The organism is Lentzea sp. NPDC051838 (assembly GCF_040681245.1).
In the GTDB taxonomy this organism is placed as follows: domain Bacteria; phylum Actinomycetota; class Actinomycetes; order Mycobacteriales; family Pseudonocardiaceae; genus Lentzea.
In genome coordinates this window covers 1-20,259 of record NZ_JBFAYI010000062.1, presented here as the reverse complement: position 1 = coordinate 20,259, position 20,259 = coordinate 1, and the positions used below count along the sequence as shown (strand labels likewise).

Sequence of the window (20,259 nt, the reverse complement as noted above, 5' to 3'; positions counted from 1 at the left end):
CTGATCAGATTGGCGGGGTTTGGGGCAGAGCTCCCAAGGGGAAGCACGCAACCGGAACACGCCCTACGCAACCCGACCACCCGCAAGGCCGCGACCCGCAAGGCGACAGCCGCACGCAACAGGACCACCTACGGACACGAAACAGGCAGACGCCGACGCAACAGGGAGACGGCAACGGCCACCGGCGCGTCCCACGATCCGGTCGTCAAGTTCCATCAACCCCAGATCTGTGACTACTCTGTCCACCGTGTGGCGTTCCCTCCTGCTTCGCTGCCGTGACGGGGTCTGATCAGACCGGCCCCCCGTCGCGGGATTCAGCGTTGCCGCCGGTCGTTCCAATGAGACGACCCGCACAGGAGCTCCAAAATGACCCCCTCTGACGACTACACGTCAGCCGACGCCTACACCTCAGGAAACAGCCGAATCCGCCAGCCCGCGCGTCCGGCCCCTGAACACCAGCCGTCCTGGAACCGCCAACTGGGCAGCAGCATGCCCTTCCACCGCTACCGCCCCTTCCACGAGCTGGTAGAGGTAATCGACGTCCCAGACCGCACCTGGCCCACCAAACGAGCCGAAACGGCGCCTCAGTGGTGCGCAGTAGACCTGCGAGACGGCAACCAGGCCCTGATCGACCCTATGTCGCCCGCGCGCAAGCGCAAGATGTTCGACCTCCTGGTCCGCATGGGCTTCAAGGAGATCGAGGTCGGCTTCCCGGCAGCGTCCCAAACGGACTTCGACTTCGTCAGGGAGATCATCGAAGACGGCGCGATCCCGGACGACGTCACGATCCAGGTCCTGACCCAGTGCCGAGAAGAGCTGATCGCGAGGACGTTCGAGTCCCTGCGCGGCGCCAACAAGGCCATCGTCCACTTCTACAACTCGACGTCGATCCTGCAGCGCAGGGTCGTCTTCCGCAGCGACCGCGACGGCATCAAGAAGATCGCCGTGGAAGCCGCGAAGTTCGCCAAGAGCCAAGAAGCCGACTACCCGGAGACCGACTTCCGCTACGAGTACTCCCCGGAGTCCTACACGGGCACTGAGCTCACGTACGCCCTGGAAGTCTGCAACGCGGTCACGGCGGTGATCCAGCCGACAAAAGAAAAGCCGCTGATCATCAACCTGCCGGCGACGGTCGAGATGGCGACCCCGAACGTCTACGCCGACAGCATCGAGTGGATGTCCAGGAACCTGGCCAGCCGCGAGAGCATCATCCTCAGCCTGCACCCGCACAACGACCGCGGCACGGGCGTGGCGGCGGCCGAGCTGGGTTACCTGGCCGGCGCCGACCGCATCGAGGGCTGCCTGTTCGGCAACGGTGAGCGCACCGGCAACGTCTGCCTGGTCACCCTGGCCATGAACATGTTCAGCCAGGGCATCGACCCGCAGATCGACTTCAGCGACATCGACGAGATCCGCCGCACGGTCGAGTACTGCAACCAGCTGCCCGTCCCCGAGCGCCACCCGTACGGCGGCGACCTGGTGTTCACGGCGTTCTCCGGAAGCCACCAGGACGCCATCAAGAAGGGCTTCGAGTCGCTGGAGGCGGACGCCAAGGACGCGGGTCAGCACGTCGACGACTTCCCGTGGGAGGTCCCGTACCTGCCGATCGACCCGAAGGACGTGGGCCGCAACTACGAGGCCGTCATCCGGGTCAACTCGCAGTCCGGCAAGGGCGGCGTCGCGTACCTGATGAAGCAGGAGCACCACCTCGACCTGCCGCGCCGGCTGCAGATCGAGTTCTCGCGGGTGATCCAGGAGGTCACCGACACGCAGGGCGGCGAGATCAACCCGAAGGAGATGTGGGACGCCTTCGCGGAGGAGTACCTGCAGGGCCGGGTGCCGATGTACCTGCTCAAGCACCGCGCGTCCTCGGACGGCAGCGGGCACGAGGAGATCACCGCGACGCTGCTGATCGACGGCGAGCAGCAGGAGATCACGGGTTCCGGCAACGGTCCGATCGCCGCGTTCGTCGACGCGCTCGCCTCGGTGGGCTACGACGTGCGGGTGCTGGACTACGCCGAGCACGCGCTGTCCGCCGGTGACGACGCCCGCGCCGCCGCCTACGTCGAGTGCGCCGTGGGCGACCGCGTGCTGTGGGGCGTGGGCATCGACAGCAGCACGGTCGCGGCGAGCTTCCGCGCGATCGTCTCAGCGATCAATCGCGCACAGCGTTAGATCATTCTGGGATGACGAGCGACGGGGAGGACGCGTGCGGCACCAGCTGCCGCGGCGCGCCCTCCCCGTTCGCCTGCACGGCCCAGATGCCCTCTCCCGGCAGGCCGTAGGCGATGGTGTCGTTGTCGAGCCACACGACCTGGTCGTCGATCCCACGGGTCTCGGCCAGCGGTGTCTCCACCATCGTGGTCAGGTCCAGCACGTGCTCGCGCCACGGCCGCGCGCCGTCGCCGGGCACCCGCTTCTTGAACGCCACGCGCTTGCCGTCCGGTGACAGCGACGGGCATTCGGCGTTCTCCCGCAACGCCTGAGCCGACTCCTCGGTGGCGTCACCCCGGATCAGGTGCGTCTTCCCGGCAGCGCTCATCGTCGCGTAGTACGTGTGGTCGTCCGAGGTGAACGTGACGCCCCAGAAGTTCATGTCGTTGGTCATCTTCATGCCCTCGACGCGGGTGCCCTCGATGTTGCTGGAGTAGACCTCGGTCTCCTTGTCGAAGATCGCGGTCCTGGTCGAGAACGTGCCGGCCTGCGAGTACGAGTCGCCGGTGACGAACGTCGTCCACGACGCCATCCGCCCGTCCGCCGACAGCTTGGCGCGGTTCGGCACCCCGGCGATGTCCACCCGGCGCTGCTCGCCCAGTGCCTTGTCGACGAACACCGCGGTGGCGCTCGGCATCGGGCCCGGCGCGTCGGCCAGGCAGATGCCCTGCTGGGCCGCGGTGTAGAAACGCTTGCAGGACAACGAACTCACCCGGCGCGGCCCACCGGGTGCCGACAGCGGAACGGACGCGACCTTCCCGCTGACCTCGTCCACGAAAACGAGCCGGCCCGCTTCCGCCAGATCGACGGCACCCGCCTCGACCGCGACGGACGGCTTGTCCGGCTCGCGCAGGGCGTAGGCGGTGGCGCCGGCACCCAGCGCGATCACGGCCGCGACGACGATCAGGATCCTCACCAAGCGAACCACGTCCAAAGAGCACCGAACAGCACGGAGGAACACGCCCGAGCCAGCACCTGTCCGGTCTGGAGCAGGGCCAGACCGGACGTACGCAGCTCCTCGGGGATCATCGGCCCGGCGACGGCCATGAGCACGCCGTCCGTGCACGCGTAGAACAGCCCGTGCAGCAGCAAAACCCCTACCAGCAACGGAATCCCGGACACCCCGAAGAACATCAGGTACGCGCCGAGCAGCGCGAGGTGCCCGACGAGGAAGATCCGCCAGCGGCCCACGCGGTCGGCGAGCGAGCCGATCGGCACGGCGGCGAGCAGGTACACGCCGGCCGTGCCGAGCGGCAGCAACGCGATGTAGGCGATCTCGACGTCGAGCTTGCGCTGCAGCAACAGGTAGACGAACCCGTCTCCCAGCGTCAGCAGGCCGAGCCCGCACGCGACCACACAGATCCGCCGGAAACGTGGGTCGCGCAACAGTCCGAACGCGTTCCGAAGCGACACCGCGACGCGTGGCAGCACGTCGCGGTGGTCACGAACGAACAGCACCAGCACCAGAAACCCAATAGCCGCAAAGCAGAAGCTCACGACGAACACGACGTCGTAACGAGCGGGCAGCGTCCACAAGAGACAGAACGCCACCAGCGGGCCGAGGAACGCGCCGACGGTGTCCATGGCACGGTGGACACCGAAGGCGCGTCCGAGCGCGGAAGGCTCGCTGCTCAACGTGATCAGCGCGTCCCTCGGCGCGGTGCGCAAGCCCTTGCCGGTTCGATCCCCGGCCAGCACGAGCCCCATCGCCCCGGCCGAGGTCCCGGCGGCGAGCAAGCCGAGCTTGCCCAGCGCCGAGATCCCGTACCCGAGCCCGGCGACGAGCTTGCGCCGTTGCCAGCGGTCCGCAGCGTGACCGCCGACAACGCGAACCAGGGCCGTCACACCGGTGTAGATGCCGTCGAGCACGCCGAACTGCAGCGGGGAGAACCCCAGCCCCAGCACCAGGTACAGCGGCAGGATCGCGGTGACCATCTCCGACGAGATGTCGGTGAGCAGGGAAACCGCGCCCAGGGCGAGCACGTTCGCCGCGATCCTGCCGGTGCCACCCGCGGCGGGAGCTTGTCGAGCAGTTGCGATGTACACGACGGCCTCCGGAACTAACGGCAGTTGTACGGACCGGCCTTGTCGCGGACCGTCCCGGACGTGTCGATGACCTCCCACGAGTAGGAGCGTCCGGAGAGGGTGAGCTTCATGACGCCGTGGCTGTTCGCGAACCAGCTCTCGACACCCGCACGCGGCTTGACCTGGTCGTACAGGTAGTCACCGCCGATGCCGACGATCGCCGCGCGCATGCCGTTGGTCGTGTCGATCGCACCGCTCTTGTTCAGCGGCTTGAGGCGCTCGTAGTGGTGGTCGTGACCGTTGAAGACCACGTCCGCCTTGGCGTCGGCGAAGGCGTTCCACAGCGGCGCCATGACCGCCTTGTCGCCGTACTCACCCGAGTTGAAGCGCGGGTGGTGCCAGTAGCCGACGACGCACGCCTTGGTGTTCGCGGCGAGGTCGGCCTTCAGCCAGTTGAGCTGAGTCGAGTCGCTGCCGGTCTCGTAGAGCTTGTTCGAGTCGAACGAGACGAAGTGGAACTCACCGGCGTTCCAGCTGTAGTACGGCTTGCCCTGCGGGAAGGCGATGGAGCCGAAGTACGACTTGTAGCCGTTGAGGTTGTCCTCCCACTCGTGGTTGCCGGTCGCGGGCTTGGTGATGTTCTTGAACTTGCCCCACGACTTGTCGTAGTACTTCTGGAACTCCGCGAGCGTGCCGCTGTCGTACTGGTTGTCGCCGACCGTCATCACGTAGTTCGGCTTGATCTGGTCGATCAGCTTCGCGGTGTTGTAGTGCTCGCCGTTCGTCGTCGACGCGATGTCACCGGCGACGACGACCGTGATGTTCTCGCCGGGAGCCGCGGGCTGGGTCGTCGCCGAGACCGAGTTGCTCGCCGGGCCCACGTTCCCGGCCGCGTCACGAGCGCGGACGGTGTAGGAGAACTGGGTGCCCGACGCGAGAGCGGTGTCGGTGAACGTCGTACCCGTGGCGGTGCCGACGACGTTGCCGTCGCGCAGGACGTCGTAGCCGGTCACGCCCACGTTGTCGGTCGCGGCCGTCCACTGCAGACTGACCGAGCTCGACGTGGTCCCGGTCGAGGAGAGGCCGGACGGCGCGGTCGGCGCCGTGTTGTCGCCGTTGGGGTTGCTGCCGTAGACCTCGAACTCGAACAACGAGTAGCCGTAGGCCGTGCCGCGCTTCGTGCCGTAGATCCGCACGTGCCGGCCGTTCGCCGCCAGGGTGGTCTCGTCGACGCCGCCGTTCTGACCGGTGAGGGTCTTTACGGTGGTCCACGACGAGCCGTCAGCCGACGTCTGGATCTTGTACTCGGAGGCGTACGCCGCTTCCCAGGTCAGCTTGACCTTGGAGATGGCGACGGTGCCGCCCAGGTCGACGGCGATCCACTGCGGATCGACGCCTTCCAGGCTCGCCCAACGAGTGCTCGGATCTCCGTCGACGGCCTTGGCGCCTCCGAAGGTCGAGTCCTCCACGGACGAGACGGTGGTGGGCTTGTTGGCAGAGAGCAGGGAGTCAGCCGCGTTTGCCGTACCTGATGCCGCGATCTGGGGTATGACCAGTGCGAACAGGGCTAACGCCACACCCGCGCGGGTGTGCTTTCTGATCACTTCGTCCTCCTGGGCAAGGGCGGCGTCGAAGTATTGGTAAACAAGCTTTCCTATTGAAGCTCGGAGGTTAATGACGGGCGAACGAGCCGGTCAACGGCAGTTCTGACGCTTGAATGCGTGACAGATACGACCGTGACCCGCCGTAGCGAGCTGTCAGGCCCTGTCATGCCGTGACTGTTTGAGGCCCCACAACACCGCGTGCACAGCCAGTCCGGCGCATGTGCCCTGGATCACGCCGAGCAGCAACGACCGCACCCAGTCATAGAGGCTCACCTGGCTGACAGGGTCGGACAAAGACCAGGCAGCGCCGCACACGGCCGCCAGCACCACGAGGAGCCGGAAAACGTACCGGGAAATTCCTCTCCGTGACGGCCAGTCATTGCCCTTGGGGGCAACCAGGGCCATCCACGCGAGCACGACGAGGCCGCCGAGCGATGACACGTACCCGATCACGTTGTAGAGCCGGTGCGGTCCGACGACCGAGACGTTCAGCCAGTCCCACCGTTGCACGAACCAGCCGTCGGTCTGCGTGAAGGCGTCCCACACCAGGTGCGTGAGGACTCCCACCACAATGGACAACGCCCGCACGAGCGGTCGGCGGAACTCTCCCGGACGGGACACACGAGTCCGCACGAACTCCGGCGCCAACGCCATCACCGACGGCAGGAACAGCCTTCCGAGCAGCAACAACACCACTGCCGCCAGCGATCCACCCAGGACGTCGTGCGTCGGCAGGACCGGAACGTAGTAGCCGAGATCAGGCGCCATCGCGCCCGCGACGAGTCCCGGAAACCAGAGGAACCGGCGCAGCGGAAGCACCGCTGCCGGGTGCGCGAGCGTGAACGGCACAACACGAGCCTAGATCGACTTCAATGCTGTGGATGGACTGAAGAAAGCCCCAGGTCGGGATTGTTCATCCGGGTCACGTACGTTCACGGATCATGAGCACCACAGCCGCCAGCCTCGTCGTGCTGTTCCTGGTCGCCGTCGTGCCACTGGCACCGACGGAGGCCGTGCTCATCGGCGCTGGTGTCCTGGCCGCGTCCGGTGAGGTTCCGCTGTACCTGGTGATCGCCGTCGCCGCTGCCGGATGCCTGGCCAGCGACATGATCAACTTTACTATGGGCCGCCGGATGGGCATGAGGGCCCTCGACCGGGTGAACAAGAACGCCAAGGCGAGAGCGATGGTCGTGTGGACCGCGGACCAGCTCGCGACCAAGGGCGAGACGATCCTCATCGCGGCACGGTTCCTGCCGGCGGGCGGCATCGTCGGGGCGATGCTCGCGGGGGCGCTCAAATGGCCGCTGAGGCGCTTCGTGCCGGTCGCCGCGGTCGGGTCGGCCCTGTGGAGCCTCTACCCCGCGGCGGTCGGTTACATCGGCGGTCAGATCGTCGACGAGGCGTGGCTCGCGATGCTGCTCTCGTTCGGCGTGGCGACGCTCATCTCCATCCCCGTCGGCATGGTGATCCGTGCGCGCAACGCGGACCGCACTCTCTCGTACGCCGAGGCGTCGTCGTAGAGAACGGCGAACCGGTCGGCGGCGGCCAGCAGCGCGTCCACTTCGAACGCCATCTGCGCGTCACCGCAGAGCCGTTCCAGCAGTGAGATCCAGCGCAGGTTGAACAGCATCAACGCATCGCGCACGCGGCCGGGGCGGGCAGCGAACTCCGAGCGCGTCACGACGAAGAAGCAGCCACCGGGGAACACGCGGCGCTTCGAGTAGTCGAGCCAGCGTCCACACAGGTCCAGAACAGAGCCACCGGCGATCACGACCTCGTGCGCGAAGATCTCCGCGGCGGTGTGGACCGTGCAGATCTGCAGCTCTTCCTTGGCGCCGAAGTGCGAGAACACCCCGCTCTTGCTCATGCCGAGCTCGACCGCGAGCCGCCCGATCGTGACTCCTTCGAGCCCGTCGACGGACGCGATCTCGGCCGCGCGAAGCAGGATCGAGCCACGACTGTCCATCCCTGAACTGGACCAGCCCCCGCTAGAGCACCACCTGCACGTCGAACGACTCCCCCTGCGGGAACGCGAACGCCAGCAGGCCGTGCCCCTCGGACTCCAGCGCACCCAGGTCCGTCTTCGACACCTTGGTGAACGGCTCGACGACCAGCTTGTACGCCTTCTTCTCCGCGTCCACCCGCCAGATGCCCTGGAGCAGGCCACCGACCAGGAGGTTTCCGCGCAGCGCGCCGCCGCGAACCGCCCTCAACACCCCGTGCCTGCGACTCCACTCCCCGAACGACACGCCGTCCGGGATGATCCGCTCCCGCCGGGCGTGCGAGAGGAACACGTTGTCGAACTCGGGCAGGTACCTCGGCCGCGCGGGCACCGCCGGATCGGGCAGGTCGAGCTCCGGTACGTCGAACAGCTCCCTGCCGTCCTCGTCCAGGTACGTCCGCAGCTCCATCCGGCCCACGATCTCGGCCAGCTTCGTCAGCCCGCACCACGCCTGGACGTCGGCGACGCTCGCCGGACCGAACGCCGCCAGGTAGCGCCGGATCATCCGCTCGATCGACGGGTCGGGGTCGAGCGGCCTGCCCAGCCACGTCCGCGCCGACGCGTGCACGGTGCGACCGGCGCCGCCCCACGTGCCGCGCGGCGGGATCTGCACCAGCGCGGCCAGATTGCGCACCGCGTAGGCGAGGGTGTCCGGCTTGCGGTCGGGCCAGCGTTCGTGGAGCGCCTTGCCGAGCTCGCTGGGTGTGCGCGGTCGCTCGTCCAGCAACTTCAGACCGAGCTTGATCACCGCGTCGAGGTCGAGGTCCTTGACGACCGAGGAATGACTCGAGTTCGAGTAGAGGTCGCGGTCGAGCACCGGCTGCACCAACGGCCGCAGCGCGAGGCAGTCGTCCGGGGTGACCAGGTGAATCGTCGACCGCATCAGCGCGGTGCGGACCAGCTCGCGTTCGGCGACCATTGTGGACAGTCGCTCCGGCCGGTAACCCCGCAACCGCGACCAGAGCCCGACGTACGGGCCCGCGGGGATCTGCGCGTGCAGGCCGATCAGGTGCTCGACCGCGTCGCGCTCGGGCAGATCGTGCCTCTTCAGCAGGAACTGCCGGGAAAGCAGGGCACGGTTGAGCGCGCGAACGCTCAACCGTGCCGTTGCCAACTCAGTGCTCCGGGTTCAGCGCCTCGGTGACGGACGCCGGACCGACGAGCGGGACGTCCGGCGAGAGACCGCCGTCCTCCTCGACCAGGATCGGCTTCACCTCGTGCGGCTGGATCTCGCCGGACCGGATCTGCTCGGCGTAGTGGCACGCCACCCTGTGCCCCGGCTTGAGCTCCCGCAACACCGGACGTTCGGTGTCGCAGCGGGACGCCTGCCGCCACGGGCACCGGGTGTGGAACCGGCAGCCGGTGGGCGGGTTCGCGGGCGACGGGAGGTCGCCGGCGAGCAGGATCCGTTCGCGCCGGTCCTCGACCACGGGGTCGGGCACCGGGATCGCCGACAGCAGCGCCCGCGTGTACGGGTGCAGCGGCTCGGCGTAGAGGTCCTCGGCGGTGGCCTCCTCGACCAGTCCACCGAGGTACATCACGCCGACCCGGTCGGAGATGTGCTTCACGACGGCGAGGTCGTGCGCGATCACCAGGTACGTCAGGCCGAACTGCTCCTGCAGCTCCTCCAGCAGGTTCACGACCTGCGCCTGCACCGACACGTCCAGCGCGGACACCGGCTCGTCGGCGACGATCAGGTCCGGCTCGAGTGCCAGCGCGCGGGCGATGCCGATGCGCTGCCGCTGACCGCCCGAGAACTCGTGCGGGTACTTGCGCAGCGCGGTGTGCGGCAGGCCGACGGCGGAGAGCAGCTCGCGCAGGCGCTTGCCGGTCTCCTCCTTGCCCTTGTCCAGACCGTGCGCCCGCAGGCCCTCGATCAGAATGGACTCCACGGACTGGCGCGGGTCCAAAGAGGACAGCGGGTCCTGGAACACCATCTGGATCCGGCGCCGCATCTTGCGCAGCTCTTCGCCTTTGAGCGAGGAGAAGTCCTGCCCGTCGAAGACCATCTTGCCCGCGGTCGGCTCGTTCAGCCGCAGCATCGCCCGCCCGAGGGTGGACTTGCCGCAACCGGACTCGCCGACCAGGCCGTAGGTCTCGCCGCGCTTGATCTCCAGGTCCACGCCGTCGACCGCGTAGACGTACCCGACGGTGCGGTCGAAGAAGACGCCGCGCTTGATCGGGAAGTGCACCTTCATGTCCTGCACGGACACGAGAGTCTCGCTCATGCCGACACCTCCACGGGGTTGTGGCAGCGCAGCAGGCGGCCCAGCTGGTCTTCCTCCGCCGGCGTCTCCGCACGGCAGATGTCCAAGGCGTTCGGGCACCGAGGCGCGAACGCGCAGGCGCTCGTCCACGGGATGTTGTCCGCGACCGAGCCCTTGATCGGCGTCAGCTTCTCGCCGGGCGCCGCGTCCAGACGCGGGATCGACGCGAGGAGGCCGTGCGTGTACGGGTGGCGCGGCTCGGCGAAGAGCTTGTGCCGCATGGCCTTCTCGACCACCTTGCCGCCGTACAGCACGTTCACCTCGTCGCACAGACCGGCGACGACACCCAGGTCGTGGGTGATCATCACGAGCGCGGTGCCGAGGTCCTGCACCAGTTCCTTCATCAACGTCAGGATCTGGGCCTGGATGGTCACGTCCAGCGCCGTCGTCGGCTCGTCCGCGATCAGCAGCTTCGGCCGGCACGCCAGCGCGATCGCGATGAGCGCGCGCTGCCGCATACCGCCGGAGAGCTGGTGCGGGTACTCCTTGAGCCGCCGGTTCGGGTCGGGGATGCCGACCTTGTCCAGCAGGTCCTTCGCCTCGATCATGGCTTCCTTGCGGGGCATGCCGCGGTGCCGTTCGAGCACCTCGGTGACCTGCAGGCCGATCGGGACGACGGGGTTGAGCGACGACAGCGGGTCCTGGAAGACCATGCCGAGGTCGCGGCCGCGGCGGTCGCGCATCTCCTTGTCGGAGAGCTTGAGCAGGTCCGTGCCGTCGTACTTCACGGTGCCGGTGATCTTGGCGCCGCGCTTGGGCAGCAGACCCATGATCGCCAACGATGTCACGGACTTGCCGCAGCCCGACTCGCCGACGAGGCCGACGGTCTGGCCGGGCTCGACGTCGAAGCTGACGCCGTCGACCGCGGTGAACGGTTCCTCGCCCTTGCGCTGGAACACGACGGAGAGGTCACGAACTTCGAGCAGTGCCACGACGACTCACCGCCTGTTCTTCGGGTCGAGGGCCTCGCGCAGGGTCTCACCCATGAGCGTGAAGCCGAGCGCGACGATGATGATGCAGATAGCGGGGTACGCGGCGAGCTGCGGATGGGTGTCGAACACCTTCTGCACGTCGCCGAGCATCTGACCCCACTCCGGGATCCGGTCGTCCGGGTTGCCGAGGCCGAGGAACGACAGCGCCGCCGCCTCGATGATCGCCGTGGCGAGCACCAGGGTCGACTGGACGATCACCGGTCCGAGCGAGTTCGGCAGCATGTGCCGGAACACGATCGCACCCGGCTTCACACCCAACGCCGTCGCCGCCAGCACGTGGTCGCTGTGCCGTTGCGCCAGCATCGAACCGCGCAACAACCGGGCGAACACCGGAATCTGCACGATCGCGACCGCGAGGATCACGGTGAACTGGCTGGGCCGCGCGAACATCGCCGCGATCGAGAACGCCAGCAGCAGCGACGGCAGCGAGAGCATGACGTCGACGATGCGCATGACGACCGAGTCGACGGCGCCGCCGATGGCGCCCGCGAGCGTGCCCAGGATCAGGCCACCGGTCAGGCCGATGATCGTCGCGCCGATGCCGACGATCAACGTCTGCTGCGAGCCGATCAGCAGGCGCGACAGGAAGTCGCGGCCCTGCAGGTCGCCACCGAGCGGGTGACCGGGCTGGGACGGCGGGATCTCGTTGCGCGCCTTGATGACCTGGTCGATCAGCATCGGGTCGGACGGGTCGTGCGGTGCGAGCCACGGCGAGAGCAGCGAGATCAGCACGAAGATGCCGATGATCACGGCACCGGTGATGAACACCGGGCTGCGCTTCAGCCTCTTCCACGCGCTGGCCGCGAGCGAGACACCCGCGGTCTCGGCCAGACCGTCGATCTTTTCCTTCTTGGAAACACCAAGTGCCACTGCGCTCACCTCGTCCTGATGCGCGGGTCGATGAGCGCGTACGAGAGGTCGACCAGCAGGTTGACCACGACGTAGACACTCGTGGCCATGATGATCAACAACAGCAGCACCGGGTAGTCGCGCCGTTCGAACCCGATGGCGAGCGCCTCGCCGACACCGGGGAAGCCGAACACGCGCTCGGTGAGCACCGCGCCGGAGAGCAGCGCACCGGTCTGCAGGCCGATCGTCGTGACGACCGGGAGCATCGCGTTGCGCAGCACGTGCCTGCGGCGGATCACCGGAGCGGTGAGGCCCTTGGACTCGGCGGTGCGCACGAAGTCCTCGTCGAGCACGTCGAGCACGGCCGCGCGGGTGATCCGGAAGATCACCGCGAACGGGATCGTCGCGAGCGCGATCGACGGCAGGATCAGGTGCTCCAGCGCGTTGAAGGTCGCGTCCCACTCGCCGGTGAGGATGCCGTCCAGCGTGAAGAAGCCGGTGACGCGCGTGGCTTCGATGGCGTCCTGCCTACCACTGGAGGGCAGGCCGAGCGCGGACGACGCCACGCCCTTGAGCACGAAGGCCAGGAAGAACACCGGCACCGCGACACCGATGAGGGAGCCGACGACGCTGAGGTTGTCGAACCAGCCGCCGCGACGCTTCGCGGCGAGGTAGCCGAGCGGGACGCCGACCGCGATCGCGATGGCGATCGCGAAGAAGCTCAGCTCGAGCGTGGCGGGGAACCGCTGGATGAAGATGTCGATGGCGGCGTCACCGGGCTGAACACCGGTGGAGACGCCGAAGTCGCCGGTCAGGGCGCGACCGAGGAACTTGAAGTACTGCAGGTAAATCGGCTGATCGAGGCCGAGCTGCTTGGTGAGCTCCGCCGCCTTCTCCGGGGTAGAACGATCTCCCAGGAGGGCCGAGACCGGCCCTCCTGGGAGTACGCGCAACCACGCGAAGAGCAGCAGCGAGAGCACCAGCACCACGCCGACCAGCTGAATCAGCCGTCGAATCGTGTAGCGGAGCACTTGAGCTACCCCGTTGTTCTCTTGTGGTGGGAGCTAGTCAGCTCAGCCCTTGGAGGCCGGGCCGAACTTCTCGTCGGTCAACGGGCTCGGGACAACACCCTTGATGTCCGACTTCAACACCAGAGCGGGCGGGGAGTGCGAGATCGGGATCGCCGGGAGGTACTCCTCCATGATCCGCTTGTTCAGGCCCTCGTAGAGCGCCTTGCGCTTGTCCTTGTCCGGCTCGGCGTTCGCCTTGGCCAGGTCGTCGGCGAGCGTCTTGCCCCACGCCGACACACCGGTGTTGAAGCGGTTGTCGGTGCGGCCGAAGAACGTGCCGACCCAGTTGACGGGCTGACCGTTGTCACCGGTCCAGCCGAGCAGGAACAGGTCCGGGATGCCCTGGTCGACGTCGGTCAGGTAGCCACCGTTCCACGGCTTGGTGACCACGTCGATCTTGATGCCGGCCTTCTGCAGGTCGCCGGAGATCGCGCCGAACAGGTCCTTCGGGGACGGCATGTACGGGCGGGTGACCTCGGACGGCCAGTAGAACTTCAGCGTCAGGTCGGACGCGCCGGCCTCGGCCAGCAGCGACTTGGCCTTGTCCACGTCGTAGCCGACGGGCTTGAGGTCCTTGTTGTAGCCGGCGACGGTGTCCGGCATGAACTGCGTCGCGACCTTGGCGCCCTCGGGCAGCTGCGACTTGACCAGCTGCTCGCGGTTGATCGCGTACTGGATCGCCTGGCGGACCTTGAGGTCGGCGAGCTTCGGGTTGTTCTTCTGGTTGATGCCCAGGTAGAACACGTTGAACGCCGGACGGATCGCGACGTTGAAGCCGTCGGCCTTCAGGCCGGCCCAGTCAGCCGCGTTCGGCAGGTCGAAACCGTCGATGTCGCCGGCCTTGAGCGCCTGCTTGCGGGCGGTCTCGTCCGGGATGATCTTGAAGACGATCTTGTCCAGCTTGGCCTTGGTGCCGTGGTAGTCGTCGTTGCGGACGAGCTCCACGGTGTTGTTGGCCTTGTCGTACTTGCCGAACTTGAACGGGCCCGTGCCGGTCGGGTGCTCGTTCGCGTAAGCCGGGTAGGTGAACGCGTCACCGGCGGCCTGGACGTTGTCCGCGTCGTACTTCTTCAGCGCCTCGGGGCTCGACATCGAGAACGAGGTGAAGCCGAGGACGTCCGGGAACTGCGAGTTGACCTCGGCGAGCTCGATCACCGCGGTCTTCGCGTCCTTGGCCGTGCAGGACTTGTAGAGCGAGGGCTTCTCCGGCGTGCCCTTGAAGCCGCCGAAGTTGTCCAGCCAGTACTGCGAGACGGCGTCGGACTGGCCGGCGCCCTTCTGGTTGTACCAGCGCTCGAAGTTGAAGCAGACGGCCTCTGCGTTGAAGGCCGTGCCGTCGTGGAACTTCACGCCCTCCTTGAGGGTGAAGGTCCACGTCTTCGCGTCTGCGCTGGACTCCCACTTGGTGGCCAGAGCGGGCTCCACCTCCGCGGTGCCCGGCTTGAAGCCGACCAGGCCCTCGTACATCTGGCGGGCGACCCGGAAGGTCTCGCCGTCAGTCGCGTAGAACGGGTCGAAGAGCTTCGGCGCGCCGGCGGCGCCGAAGGTCAGCGTGCCGCCTTCCTTGCCGCCTCCGCCTGAGTCGCGCTGGGATTGCGCGCAACCGGACAGGGCAAGCGCGCTGACGCTGAGGAAGCCGATCGCGGCAACCCAACGGCGGCGAGCCGTTACTGAGTGGACCATCAAACACCCCTTGGACAATCCGCACATCTCACGGTGTGGTCGCCGACCATAACCGTTGCACATACCCCCTCCGAGGTAAGTCAGGTCACGATCCGGCCACTAGACCAGGCATTCTGATACGTCCGGCGCACGTCCGCTGACCCAACGTGAGCACGGCAGATGCGTCGAACGCTCTCCTAGGCTGTAGAAACAACAACGACACGCGGAGGAGGTCGCATGAGCAGGCAGGTCGAGTTCCGCGTCCTCGGCCCTCTGCAGGTACTCCTCGACTCCGAACCACTGCTGGTGCGCGCCGGTCGTCAGCGGGCGCTGCTGGTGTCGTTGTTGCTGCGTGCGGGCACTTCGGTGTCCGTCGACGAGCTCGCCGGCAACGTGTGGGGCGACGACCCGCCGGCCCGTGCCCGAGCTACTTTGCAGACCTATGTGATGCGTCTCAGACAGCTGCTGGGGCCGTCGGTACCGATCAGAACCGTCCCGGACGGGTATTTGATCGACGTCGACGAGAAGACGATCGACCTGATGCGCTTCGAGCCGTTGATCGAACAGGGCGAGCAGGAGCGCGCCGCCGGCAACCTGCAGGCCGCCTCGGCCGCGTTCGCCGCCGCTCTGGGGCTCTGGCGGGGTCCGGCGCTGGTCGACGTGCCGTCGGAGATCCTGCACCGCGACGAGGTGCCGCGCCTGAACGAACGCCGCCTGCACGTGCTGGAACGCCGGGTCGAGGTCGACCTCGAACTGGGCCGCCACGGCGAGCTGGTCGCGGAGTTGTCCCGTCTGACCAGCGAACATCCGTTGCGCGAGCGGTTCTGGGCGCAGCTGATGGTGGCGCTGTACAGGTCCGGGCGGCAGAGCGAGGCGCTCGCCGCCTACCAGCGCGTTTCCCGTCTGCTGGGCGACGAACTGGGCATCGACCCCGGTGACGAGTTGCGGCGCGTGCACAGCCAGGTGCTGTCCGGGTCGATCGACTCCGTGGCTGCCGCTTCCGCCGGTGTGCCCGTCGTGGCCGCGAAGCCCGAGCGGGTCGTGCCGTCGCAGCTGCCCGCCGATATTCCGGACTTCGTCGGGCGCGACGAGGCCGTGGCGTTGATCGTGGCGTTGCTCCGGACGGCCCAAGGTGTGCCGGTTGTCACGTTGGCCGGGCCGCCGGGGGTGGGGAAGACGGCGCTGGCCGTGCACGCGGCGCACCGGATGCGGGCGGACTTCCCGGACGGTCAGCTGTACGTCAACCTGCGCGGATACGCCCCCGGGCCGCCGTTGAGCGCGGTGGACGTGCTTCCTCGCTTCCTGCGCGCGCTGGGGACGGAGCCTGACCAGGTTCCGCTCGACCAGGACGAGCAGGAGGCGATGTTCCGGTCCACGTTGACCGGCCAGCGCGTGCTGTTGCTGCTGGACAACGCTTCGTCCGCCGAGCAGATCCGTCCGTTGCTGCCGGGATCACCCGGTTGTGCGGTGCTGGTGACCTCGCGGGACACGTTGCGCGGTCTGGCCGTCTCGCACGCTGCCTCGAACGTGCGGTTGGACGTCCTGGACTGGAACGAGACCAAGGCGCTGCTGGCCGGGATAGTGGGCGCGGACGAGGTGGCGTCCCAGGAGGAGGCCGCACTGGAGCTGGCGGCCCTCTGCGCGCACCTGCCATTGGCATTGCGTATCGCAGCCGCGAACCTCGTGTCGCGTCCGGAGCTGTCCATTGCGGACTACGTGGAGGAGCTGCGGGCGGGGAATCGCTTGGCGGCTTTGGCGGTCGAGGGCGACGAACGGGTCGCGGTGCACGCGGCGTTCGATCTGTCCTACACGGCCTTGAAGCCGGAGCTCGCGCAGATGTTCCGGTTGCTGTCGCTGGTGCCCGGCACGGACTTCACGCCGGAGATGGCCGCCGCGCTTTCAGGACTGACCACTCAGGACGCTCGCCGTCGGCTCGACCGGCTGGCCACCGCGAACCTGATCGCGAACCACGCGCCGTCGCGCTACCAGTTCCACGACCTGCTGCGCGACTACGCGGCCGAGCGGCTGGCGTTCGAGGAAGGCCGTGCGGACTCCCGGCTGGCGCTGCGACGGCTGGTGGACTGGGCTGTGCGCTCGGTCGACCACGCGACGTCGGCGATGAAGTCGACGCTGTTCCGCTTCCCGCGCCCGGCGCCGTTGGACGGTGTCGTGCCGCGGACGTTCTCCACCTCGACGGAAGCGCTGACGTGGCTCGACGTCGAGCGCGCGAACCTGGTGGCGCTGGTCGCGCACGCCGTCGAACGCGATCCCGAGAACTCGCCGTGGCAACTGGCCGACGCTTTGCGCGGCTACTTCTACACGCAATCGCTGACCGCAGAGTGGCGCGAGACCGCGAAGGCTGGGCTGCTGGGCGCGCGTGCTCCGCGCGACGAGCTCGGACAGCTCGCGATGTTGTCGTCGTTGGGGACGCTGTACTGGGTGACTGGGCAGCACCGGAACGCTCTGGGCTACTACCAGCAGGCCATCGCGCTGCAGGAGCACATCGACCTGCCCGAGGCCGAGGCCGCGGTCCTGTCCAACGCCGGGTCCGTCTACATCGACCTGGGCGAGCTGGAGCACGCCGCCGACCACCTGGAGCGGGCCCTGGTGATCGCCCGCCGGGTCCGCGCGCCCCAGGTGCTCGCCAACGCCCTGTTCAACCTGGGCGGCGTCTACATGCAGCTCGGGCAGCTGGACCAGGCGGCTTCGACGTTCGAGGAGGCGCTGGAAGACGCGACGCGCCTCGACTCGTGGACCCTGCAGGCCAACTCGATGCGCGCGCTGGGCGAGGTGCACGCGTGGCGCGGCGAACCGGAGCGCGGCGCGTCCTACTTCGCGCGGGCCAGCGAACTGTACGAACGTGCGGCCGCCCGCAACTTCGGCCACACCATGCACGAGGGCATGGCCATCACGCTGATCATGCGCGGCCGCTACGACGAGGCCGCCGTCGAGGCGTCGTTGGCCATGCAGATCGCGCAGGACCTGGAGAACGCCAAGAGCGTGTGCGACGCGCAGAACCTGCTCGGCCGCGCCCTGGAAGGCGCGGGCCGGCTGGACGACGCGATCGAGCAGTTCTCGTCCGCGCTGTCGATCGCCCAGGAGACCGGCTACTCGTGGGGCACCTGCTCGGCCCGTCGCGGCCTGGCGTCGGCCTACCGCGGGGTGGGGCGCTATTCCGATGCACTGACGATGGCAACCTCGGCGCTGGTCGAGGCGGGACGGTCGCAGTTCCGGTTGGCGGAGATGGAGGTGCTGCTCGTGCTCGGGCGCACCCACCTCGACACCTCGGACGCGTCCGGTGCCCTGGAATGCGCCTTGCGCGCTTCGGCCGTGGGCTTGGACTCCGGGCATCGCTGGGTGTACGGGCGGGCGTTGCAGCTGGCCGGTGACGCTTCCGCCGCTTTGGGTTCGGTGGACGAGGCTCGCGGGTACTGGGCGTCGTCGCTGGAGGTGTTCAGCCAGATCGGGACGCCCGAGGCCGTGGTGGTGCGGGCTCAGCTGGAGTTGACCACGTAGTCGGCTCTGTTCTTCGTCTCGTCTATCGCGAACCAGCCTCTTTCGTACTGCTGCCACCGTTTGAAGTGCTCGCGGTGCTTCTCGCCGTCTCTGGCGACGGCGCGTTCGAGCCTTTGTTCTTCGGTGCCGTGGTCTACGAAGATCTTCAGGCTGAGGTGGTGGTCGAGGGCTTTCCTGGCTGACGAGAAGCCTTCCAGGATGATAGTCCTTTGTGGACTTATCGCGACCTCGTCGCCCTCTGCGATGCACGGAAAGCCTTGGGACCAATCGGTTTTCCGGTAGCTGCCCGGTAGGTTTCTTGCGACGGCCGTGAGAGCTTCTGTCAGTCTCGGCCACCATCCCGTGGTCGGGTCTTCCCACGTGGCGAAGTGGTCGGTGCTGATCAGCTGGGCGTCGAGCTCTTCGGCGAGGTTCTTCGCGAACGTCGACTTGCCTGCCGCTGATGGGCCGTCCACCGCGACCAGGCGGGTGTTGCCCAGTCGCGGTGGGGTTTTGGCTACATGCTCCGGCGACCAGATAGCGCACGCCCCAAGGTGAGCTCGTCCGCGAACTCCAGGTCGCCGCCCATCGGCAGGCCGCTGGCGAGCCGGGTGACGGTCAGCCCGGGGAAGTCCCTGAGCATGCGGACCAGGTAGGTGGCCGTGGCCTCGCCCTCGGTGTTGGGGTCCGTGGCGATGATCACCTCGGAGATGTCCACACCGTCGGTGGCCGTGCCGATCCGGTTGAGCAGCTGGCGGATTCGCAGCTGGTCCGGCCCGACACCACTGAGAGGGTCGAGCGCGCCGCCCAGGACGTGGTAGCGCCCCTTGAACTCCCTGGTGCGCTCGATCGCCTGGACGTCCTTGGGTTCCTCGACCACGCAGACCAACGCCAGGTCCCGCTTGGGGTCGCGGCAGATCCGGCAGGTGGTCTCGGCACTCACGTTGCCGCAGACGTCGCAGAAGACGACGCCCTCCTTGACCTTCTGGAGTGCTTGCTGGAGCCGTTCGATGTCGGCCGGCTCCGTGGCCAGGAGGTGGAAGGCGATGCGCTGGGCGCTCTTGGGGCCGACGCCTGGGAGTCTGCCCAGCTCGTCGATCAGGTCCTGTACTGGGCCCTCGTACATGGGGTGCCGTTTCTACGCCGGTCTGGTTCTGTCGGTGGGGTCAGCGGACTTTCTTGGCTGACCCGGTGGCTTGCCTCGTCAGGCGAGCTACGTGAGCTCGGACTCGTCTGCCGGGCTACGTCAGCTGGGACTCGTCAGCTGGGACTCGTCAGCTGGGACTCGTCAGCCGAGCCACGTCAGCCTGGACTCGTCAGCCCAGCAGTCCGCCGAGGCCGCCCTGGGCCAGTGGGCCGAGCTTCTGTTCCACCAGCTGCTGGGCCTTCTGGTTCGCGTCCTTGATCGCGGCGATCACCAGGTCCTGGAGGGTTTCCACGTCTTCCGGGTCGACGATCTTCGGGTCGATGGCCAGGTTGATCAGCTCGCCGCCGCCGGTGACCGTTGCGGTGACCAGGTTGTTGCCCGCGTTGCCGGTGACCTCGGTGTTGGCCAGCTCTTCCTGGGCGGTTGCCATCTGCTGCTGCATGTTCTGGGCCTGCTGGAGCAGGGCCTGCATGTCGAACTGACCGGGTTGCACCGAAGGTCCCTTCATGGTGGATGTGGGGGCGGTTCCAGCGTACGGGCTTGGGAGGGTTCGGCCTGTTTGTGGGGGCGGGGCGGTTTTCTGGGGTGCGCGCCGGTTGCCGTTGCCGTCTCCCTGTTGGGGTGGCGGCTTCCTGTTTCGTGTTCGTAGGTGGTGCTGTTGCGGGCGTGTGTGGCGGTTGCGATCGCGGCTTTGGTGGGTGGTCACTTTGGGTGGGGCGGGTGCTGTTTCAAGCGAGGGCTCTGCCCTTGCCCCGCCAATCTGATCAAAGACCCACCAGCGCCGCTCGCGGGTTGATGGCACGCCTGTTGCTTTGGGCGGCTGCCGGTTTCGTAGTTTGGGTGCGTTGGTGGGGTGGGTCCCGTCACGAGTCGCGTCCGAGCGAGCCACACCAGGTCAGGGGTGTCAACTCGACGAAAAGCGTGTCGAGTTG

Annotated in this window: 15 protein-coding genes and 2 pseudogenes; 3 read left to right on the top strand and 14 right to left on the bottom strand. The window is 67.6% G+C overall.

Features of this window, described 5'->3' with window-relative positions; genetic code table 11:
- Positions 1–366 precede the first annotated feature (366 nt).
- The gene (leuA, locus tag AB0M24_RS47255) at positions 367–2,175 is read left to right on the top strand and encodes a 2-isopropylmalate synthase (protein ID WP_363781685.1); all 1,809 of its coding nucleotides are present in this window, start codon (positions 367–369) and stop codon (positions 2,173–2,175) included.
- Between the two features lies 1 nt (position 2,176).
- Here the strand turns inward: leuA and AB0M24_RS47250 are convergent, their stop codons facing one another.
- The 4 genes and pseudogenes from AB0M24_RS47250 to AB0M24_RS47235 form a co-directional block, all read right to left on the bottom strand.
- A complete protein-coding gene (locus AB0M24_RS47250; protein WP_363781687.1) occupies positions 2,177–3,103 on the bottom strand; it encodes a hypothetical protein in 927 nt (308 codons plus the stop codon).
- Positions 3,092–4,260: pseudogene (locus tag AB0M24_RS47245) on the bottom strand (MFS transporter); the annotation flags it as partial. The pseudogene AB0M24_RS47245 and the gene AB0M24_RS47250, both read right to left, overlap by 12 nt.
- Before the next feature lie 14 nt (positions 4,261–4,274).
- On the bottom strand, positions 4,275–5,843 hold the full coding sequence (locus AB0M24_RS47240; RefSeq protein ID WP_363781683.1) for a discoidin domain-containing protein: 1,569 nt from the start codon (positions 5,841–5,843) through the stop codon (positions 4,275–4,277).
- 153 nt (positions 5,844–5,996) lie between these two features.
- On the bottom strand, positions 5,997–6,692 hold the full coding sequence (locus AB0M24_RS47235) for a DUF4184 family protein (protein WP_363781681.1): 696 nt from the start codon (positions 6,690–6,692) through the stop codon (positions 5,997–5,999).
- 92 nt (positions 6,693–6,784) lie between these two features.
- On the opposite strand from AB0M24_RS47235, the pseudogene AB0M24_RS47230 reads away from it, so the two are divergent.
- Positions 6,785–7,207: pseudogene (locus AB0M24_RS47230) on the top strand (VTT domain-containing protein); the annotation flags it as partial.
- 20 nt (positions 7,208–7,227) lie between these two features.
- Here AB0M24_RS47230 and AB0M24_RS47225 read toward each other — a convergent pair.
- The 7 genes from AB0M24_RS47225 to AB0M24_RS47195 are packed head-to-tail and all read right to left on the bottom strand — an operon-like array spanning position 7,228 to position 14,706.
- The gene (locus tag AB0M24_RS47225) at positions 7,228–7,809 is read right to left on the bottom strand and encodes a helix-turn-helix domain-containing protein (RefSeq protein WP_363781679.1); all 582 of its coding nucleotides are present in this window, start codon (positions 7,807–7,809) and stop codon (positions 7,228–7,230) included.
- Between the two features lie 22 nt (positions 7,810–7,831).
- Entirely contained in the window at positions 7,832–8,959 is a 1,128-nt protein-coding gene (locus tag AB0M24_RS47220; protein WP_363781677.1) for a winged helix DNA-binding domain-containing protein, read from the bottom strand.
- A gap of 1 nt (position 8,960) precedes the next feature.
- The gene (locus tag AB0M24_RS47215) at positions 8,961–10,073 is read right to left on the bottom strand and encodes an oligopeptide/dipeptide ABC transporter ATP-binding protein (RefSeq protein ID WP_363781675.1); all 1,113 of its coding nucleotides are present in this window, start codon (positions 10,071–10,073) and stop codon (positions 8,961–8,963) included.
- The gene (locus AB0M24_RS47210; RefSeq protein ID WP_363781673.1) at positions 10,070–11,044 is read right to left on the bottom strand and encodes an ABC transporter ATP-binding protein; all 975 of its coding nucleotides are present in this window, start codon (positions 11,042–11,044) and stop codon (positions 10,070–10,072) included. The genes AB0M24_RS47215 and AB0M24_RS47210 overlap by 4 nt, the downstream gene beginning before the upstream one ends.
- Before the next feature lie 6 nt (positions 11,045–11,050).
- Entirely contained in the window at positions 11,051–11,974 is a 924-nt protein-coding gene (locus AB0M24_RS47205; RefSeq protein WP_363781671.1) for an ABC transporter permease, read from the bottom strand.
- 5 nt (positions 11,975–11,979) lie between these two features.
- A complete protein-coding gene (locus tag AB0M24_RS47200) occupies positions 11,980–12,984 on the bottom strand; it encodes an ABC transporter permease (RefSeq protein WP_363781669.1) in 1,005 nt (334 codons plus the stop codon).
- 42 nt (positions 12,985–13,026) lie between these two features.
- Complete coding sequence (locus tag AB0M24_RS47195) at positions 13,027–14,706, bottom strand: ABC transporter substrate-binding protein (RefSeq protein WP_363781667.1); 1,680 nt, start codon at positions 14,704–14,706, stop codon at positions 13,027–13,029.
- Between the two features lie 216 nt (positions 14,707–14,922).
- Here AB0M24_RS47195 and AB0M24_RS47190 point away from each other — a divergent pair, with 216 nt between their 5' ends.
- Positions 14,923–18,201 carry a BTAD domain-containing putative transcriptional regulator gene (locus AB0M24_RS47190; RefSeq protein ID WP_363781665.1) on the top strand — a complete coding sequence of 1,093 codons (3,279 nt, stop codon included), beginning with the start codon at positions 14,923–14,925 and terminating at the stop codon, positions 18,199–18,201.
- On the opposite strand, the gene AB0M24_RS47185 is transcribed toward AB0M24_RS47190, so the two are convergent.
- The 3 genes from AB0M24_RS47185 to AB0M24_RS47175 all read right to left on the bottom strand — a co-directional run bounded on the left by AB0M24_RS47185 (position 18,180) and on the right by AB0M24_RS47175 (position 19,799).
- Entirely contained in the window at positions 18,180–18,656 is a 477-nt protein-coding gene (locus AB0M24_RS47185; protein ID WP_363781663.1) for an AAA family ATPase, read from the bottom strand. The genes AB0M24_RS47190 and AB0M24_RS47185 overlap by 22 nt on opposite strands.
- A 41-nt stretch (positions 18,657–18,697) precedes the next feature.
- A complete protein-coding gene (gene recR, locus AB0M24_RS47180; protein ID WP_363781661.1) occupies positions 18,698–19,306 on the bottom strand; it encodes a recombination mediator RecR in 609 nt (202 codons plus the stop codon).
- A 190-nt stretch (positions 19,307–19,496) separates the two neighbouring features.
- On the bottom strand, positions 19,497–19,799 hold the full coding sequence (locus AB0M24_RS47175; RefSeq protein ID WP_355565614.1) for a YbaB/EbfC family nucleoid-associated protein: 303 nt from the start codon (positions 19,797–19,799) through the stop codon (positions 19,497–19,499).
- Positions 19,800–20,259: the final 460 nt, after the last annotated feature.

What these genes read in the sequence shown, in the direction of transcription:
- leuA (WP_363781685.1), top strand. Translation starts at nt 367, where the DNA reads ATGACCCCCTCTGACGACTACACGTCAGCCGACGCCTACACCTCAGGA.
- AB0M24_RS47225 (WP_363781679.1), bottom strand. Translation starts at nt 7,809, where the DNA reads ATGGACAGTCGTGGCTCGATCCTGCTTCGCGCGGCCGAGATCGCGTCC.
- AB0M24_RS47215 (WP_363781675.1), bottom strand. Translation starts at nt 10,073, where the DNA reads ATGAGCGAGACTCTCGTGTCCGTGCAGGACATGAAGGTGCACTTCCCG.
- AB0M24_RS47195 (WP_363781667.1), bottom strand. Translation starts at nt 14,706, where the DNA reads ATGGTCCACTCAGTAACGGCTCGCCGCCGTTGGGTTGCCGCGATCGGC.
- AB0M24_RS47190 (WP_363781665.1), top strand. Translation starts at nt 14,923, where the DNA reads ATGAGCAGGCAGGTCGAGTTCCGCGTCCTCGGCCCTCTGCAGGTACTC.
- recR (WP_363781661.1), bottom strand. Translation starts at nt 19,306, where the DNA reads ATGTACGAGGGCCCAGTACAGGACCTGATCGACGAGCTGGGCAGACTC.
- AB0M24_RS47175 (WP_355565614.1), bottom strand. Translation starts at nt 19,799, where the DNA reads ATGCAGGCCCTGCTCCAGCAGGCCCAGAACATGCAGCAGCAGATGGCA.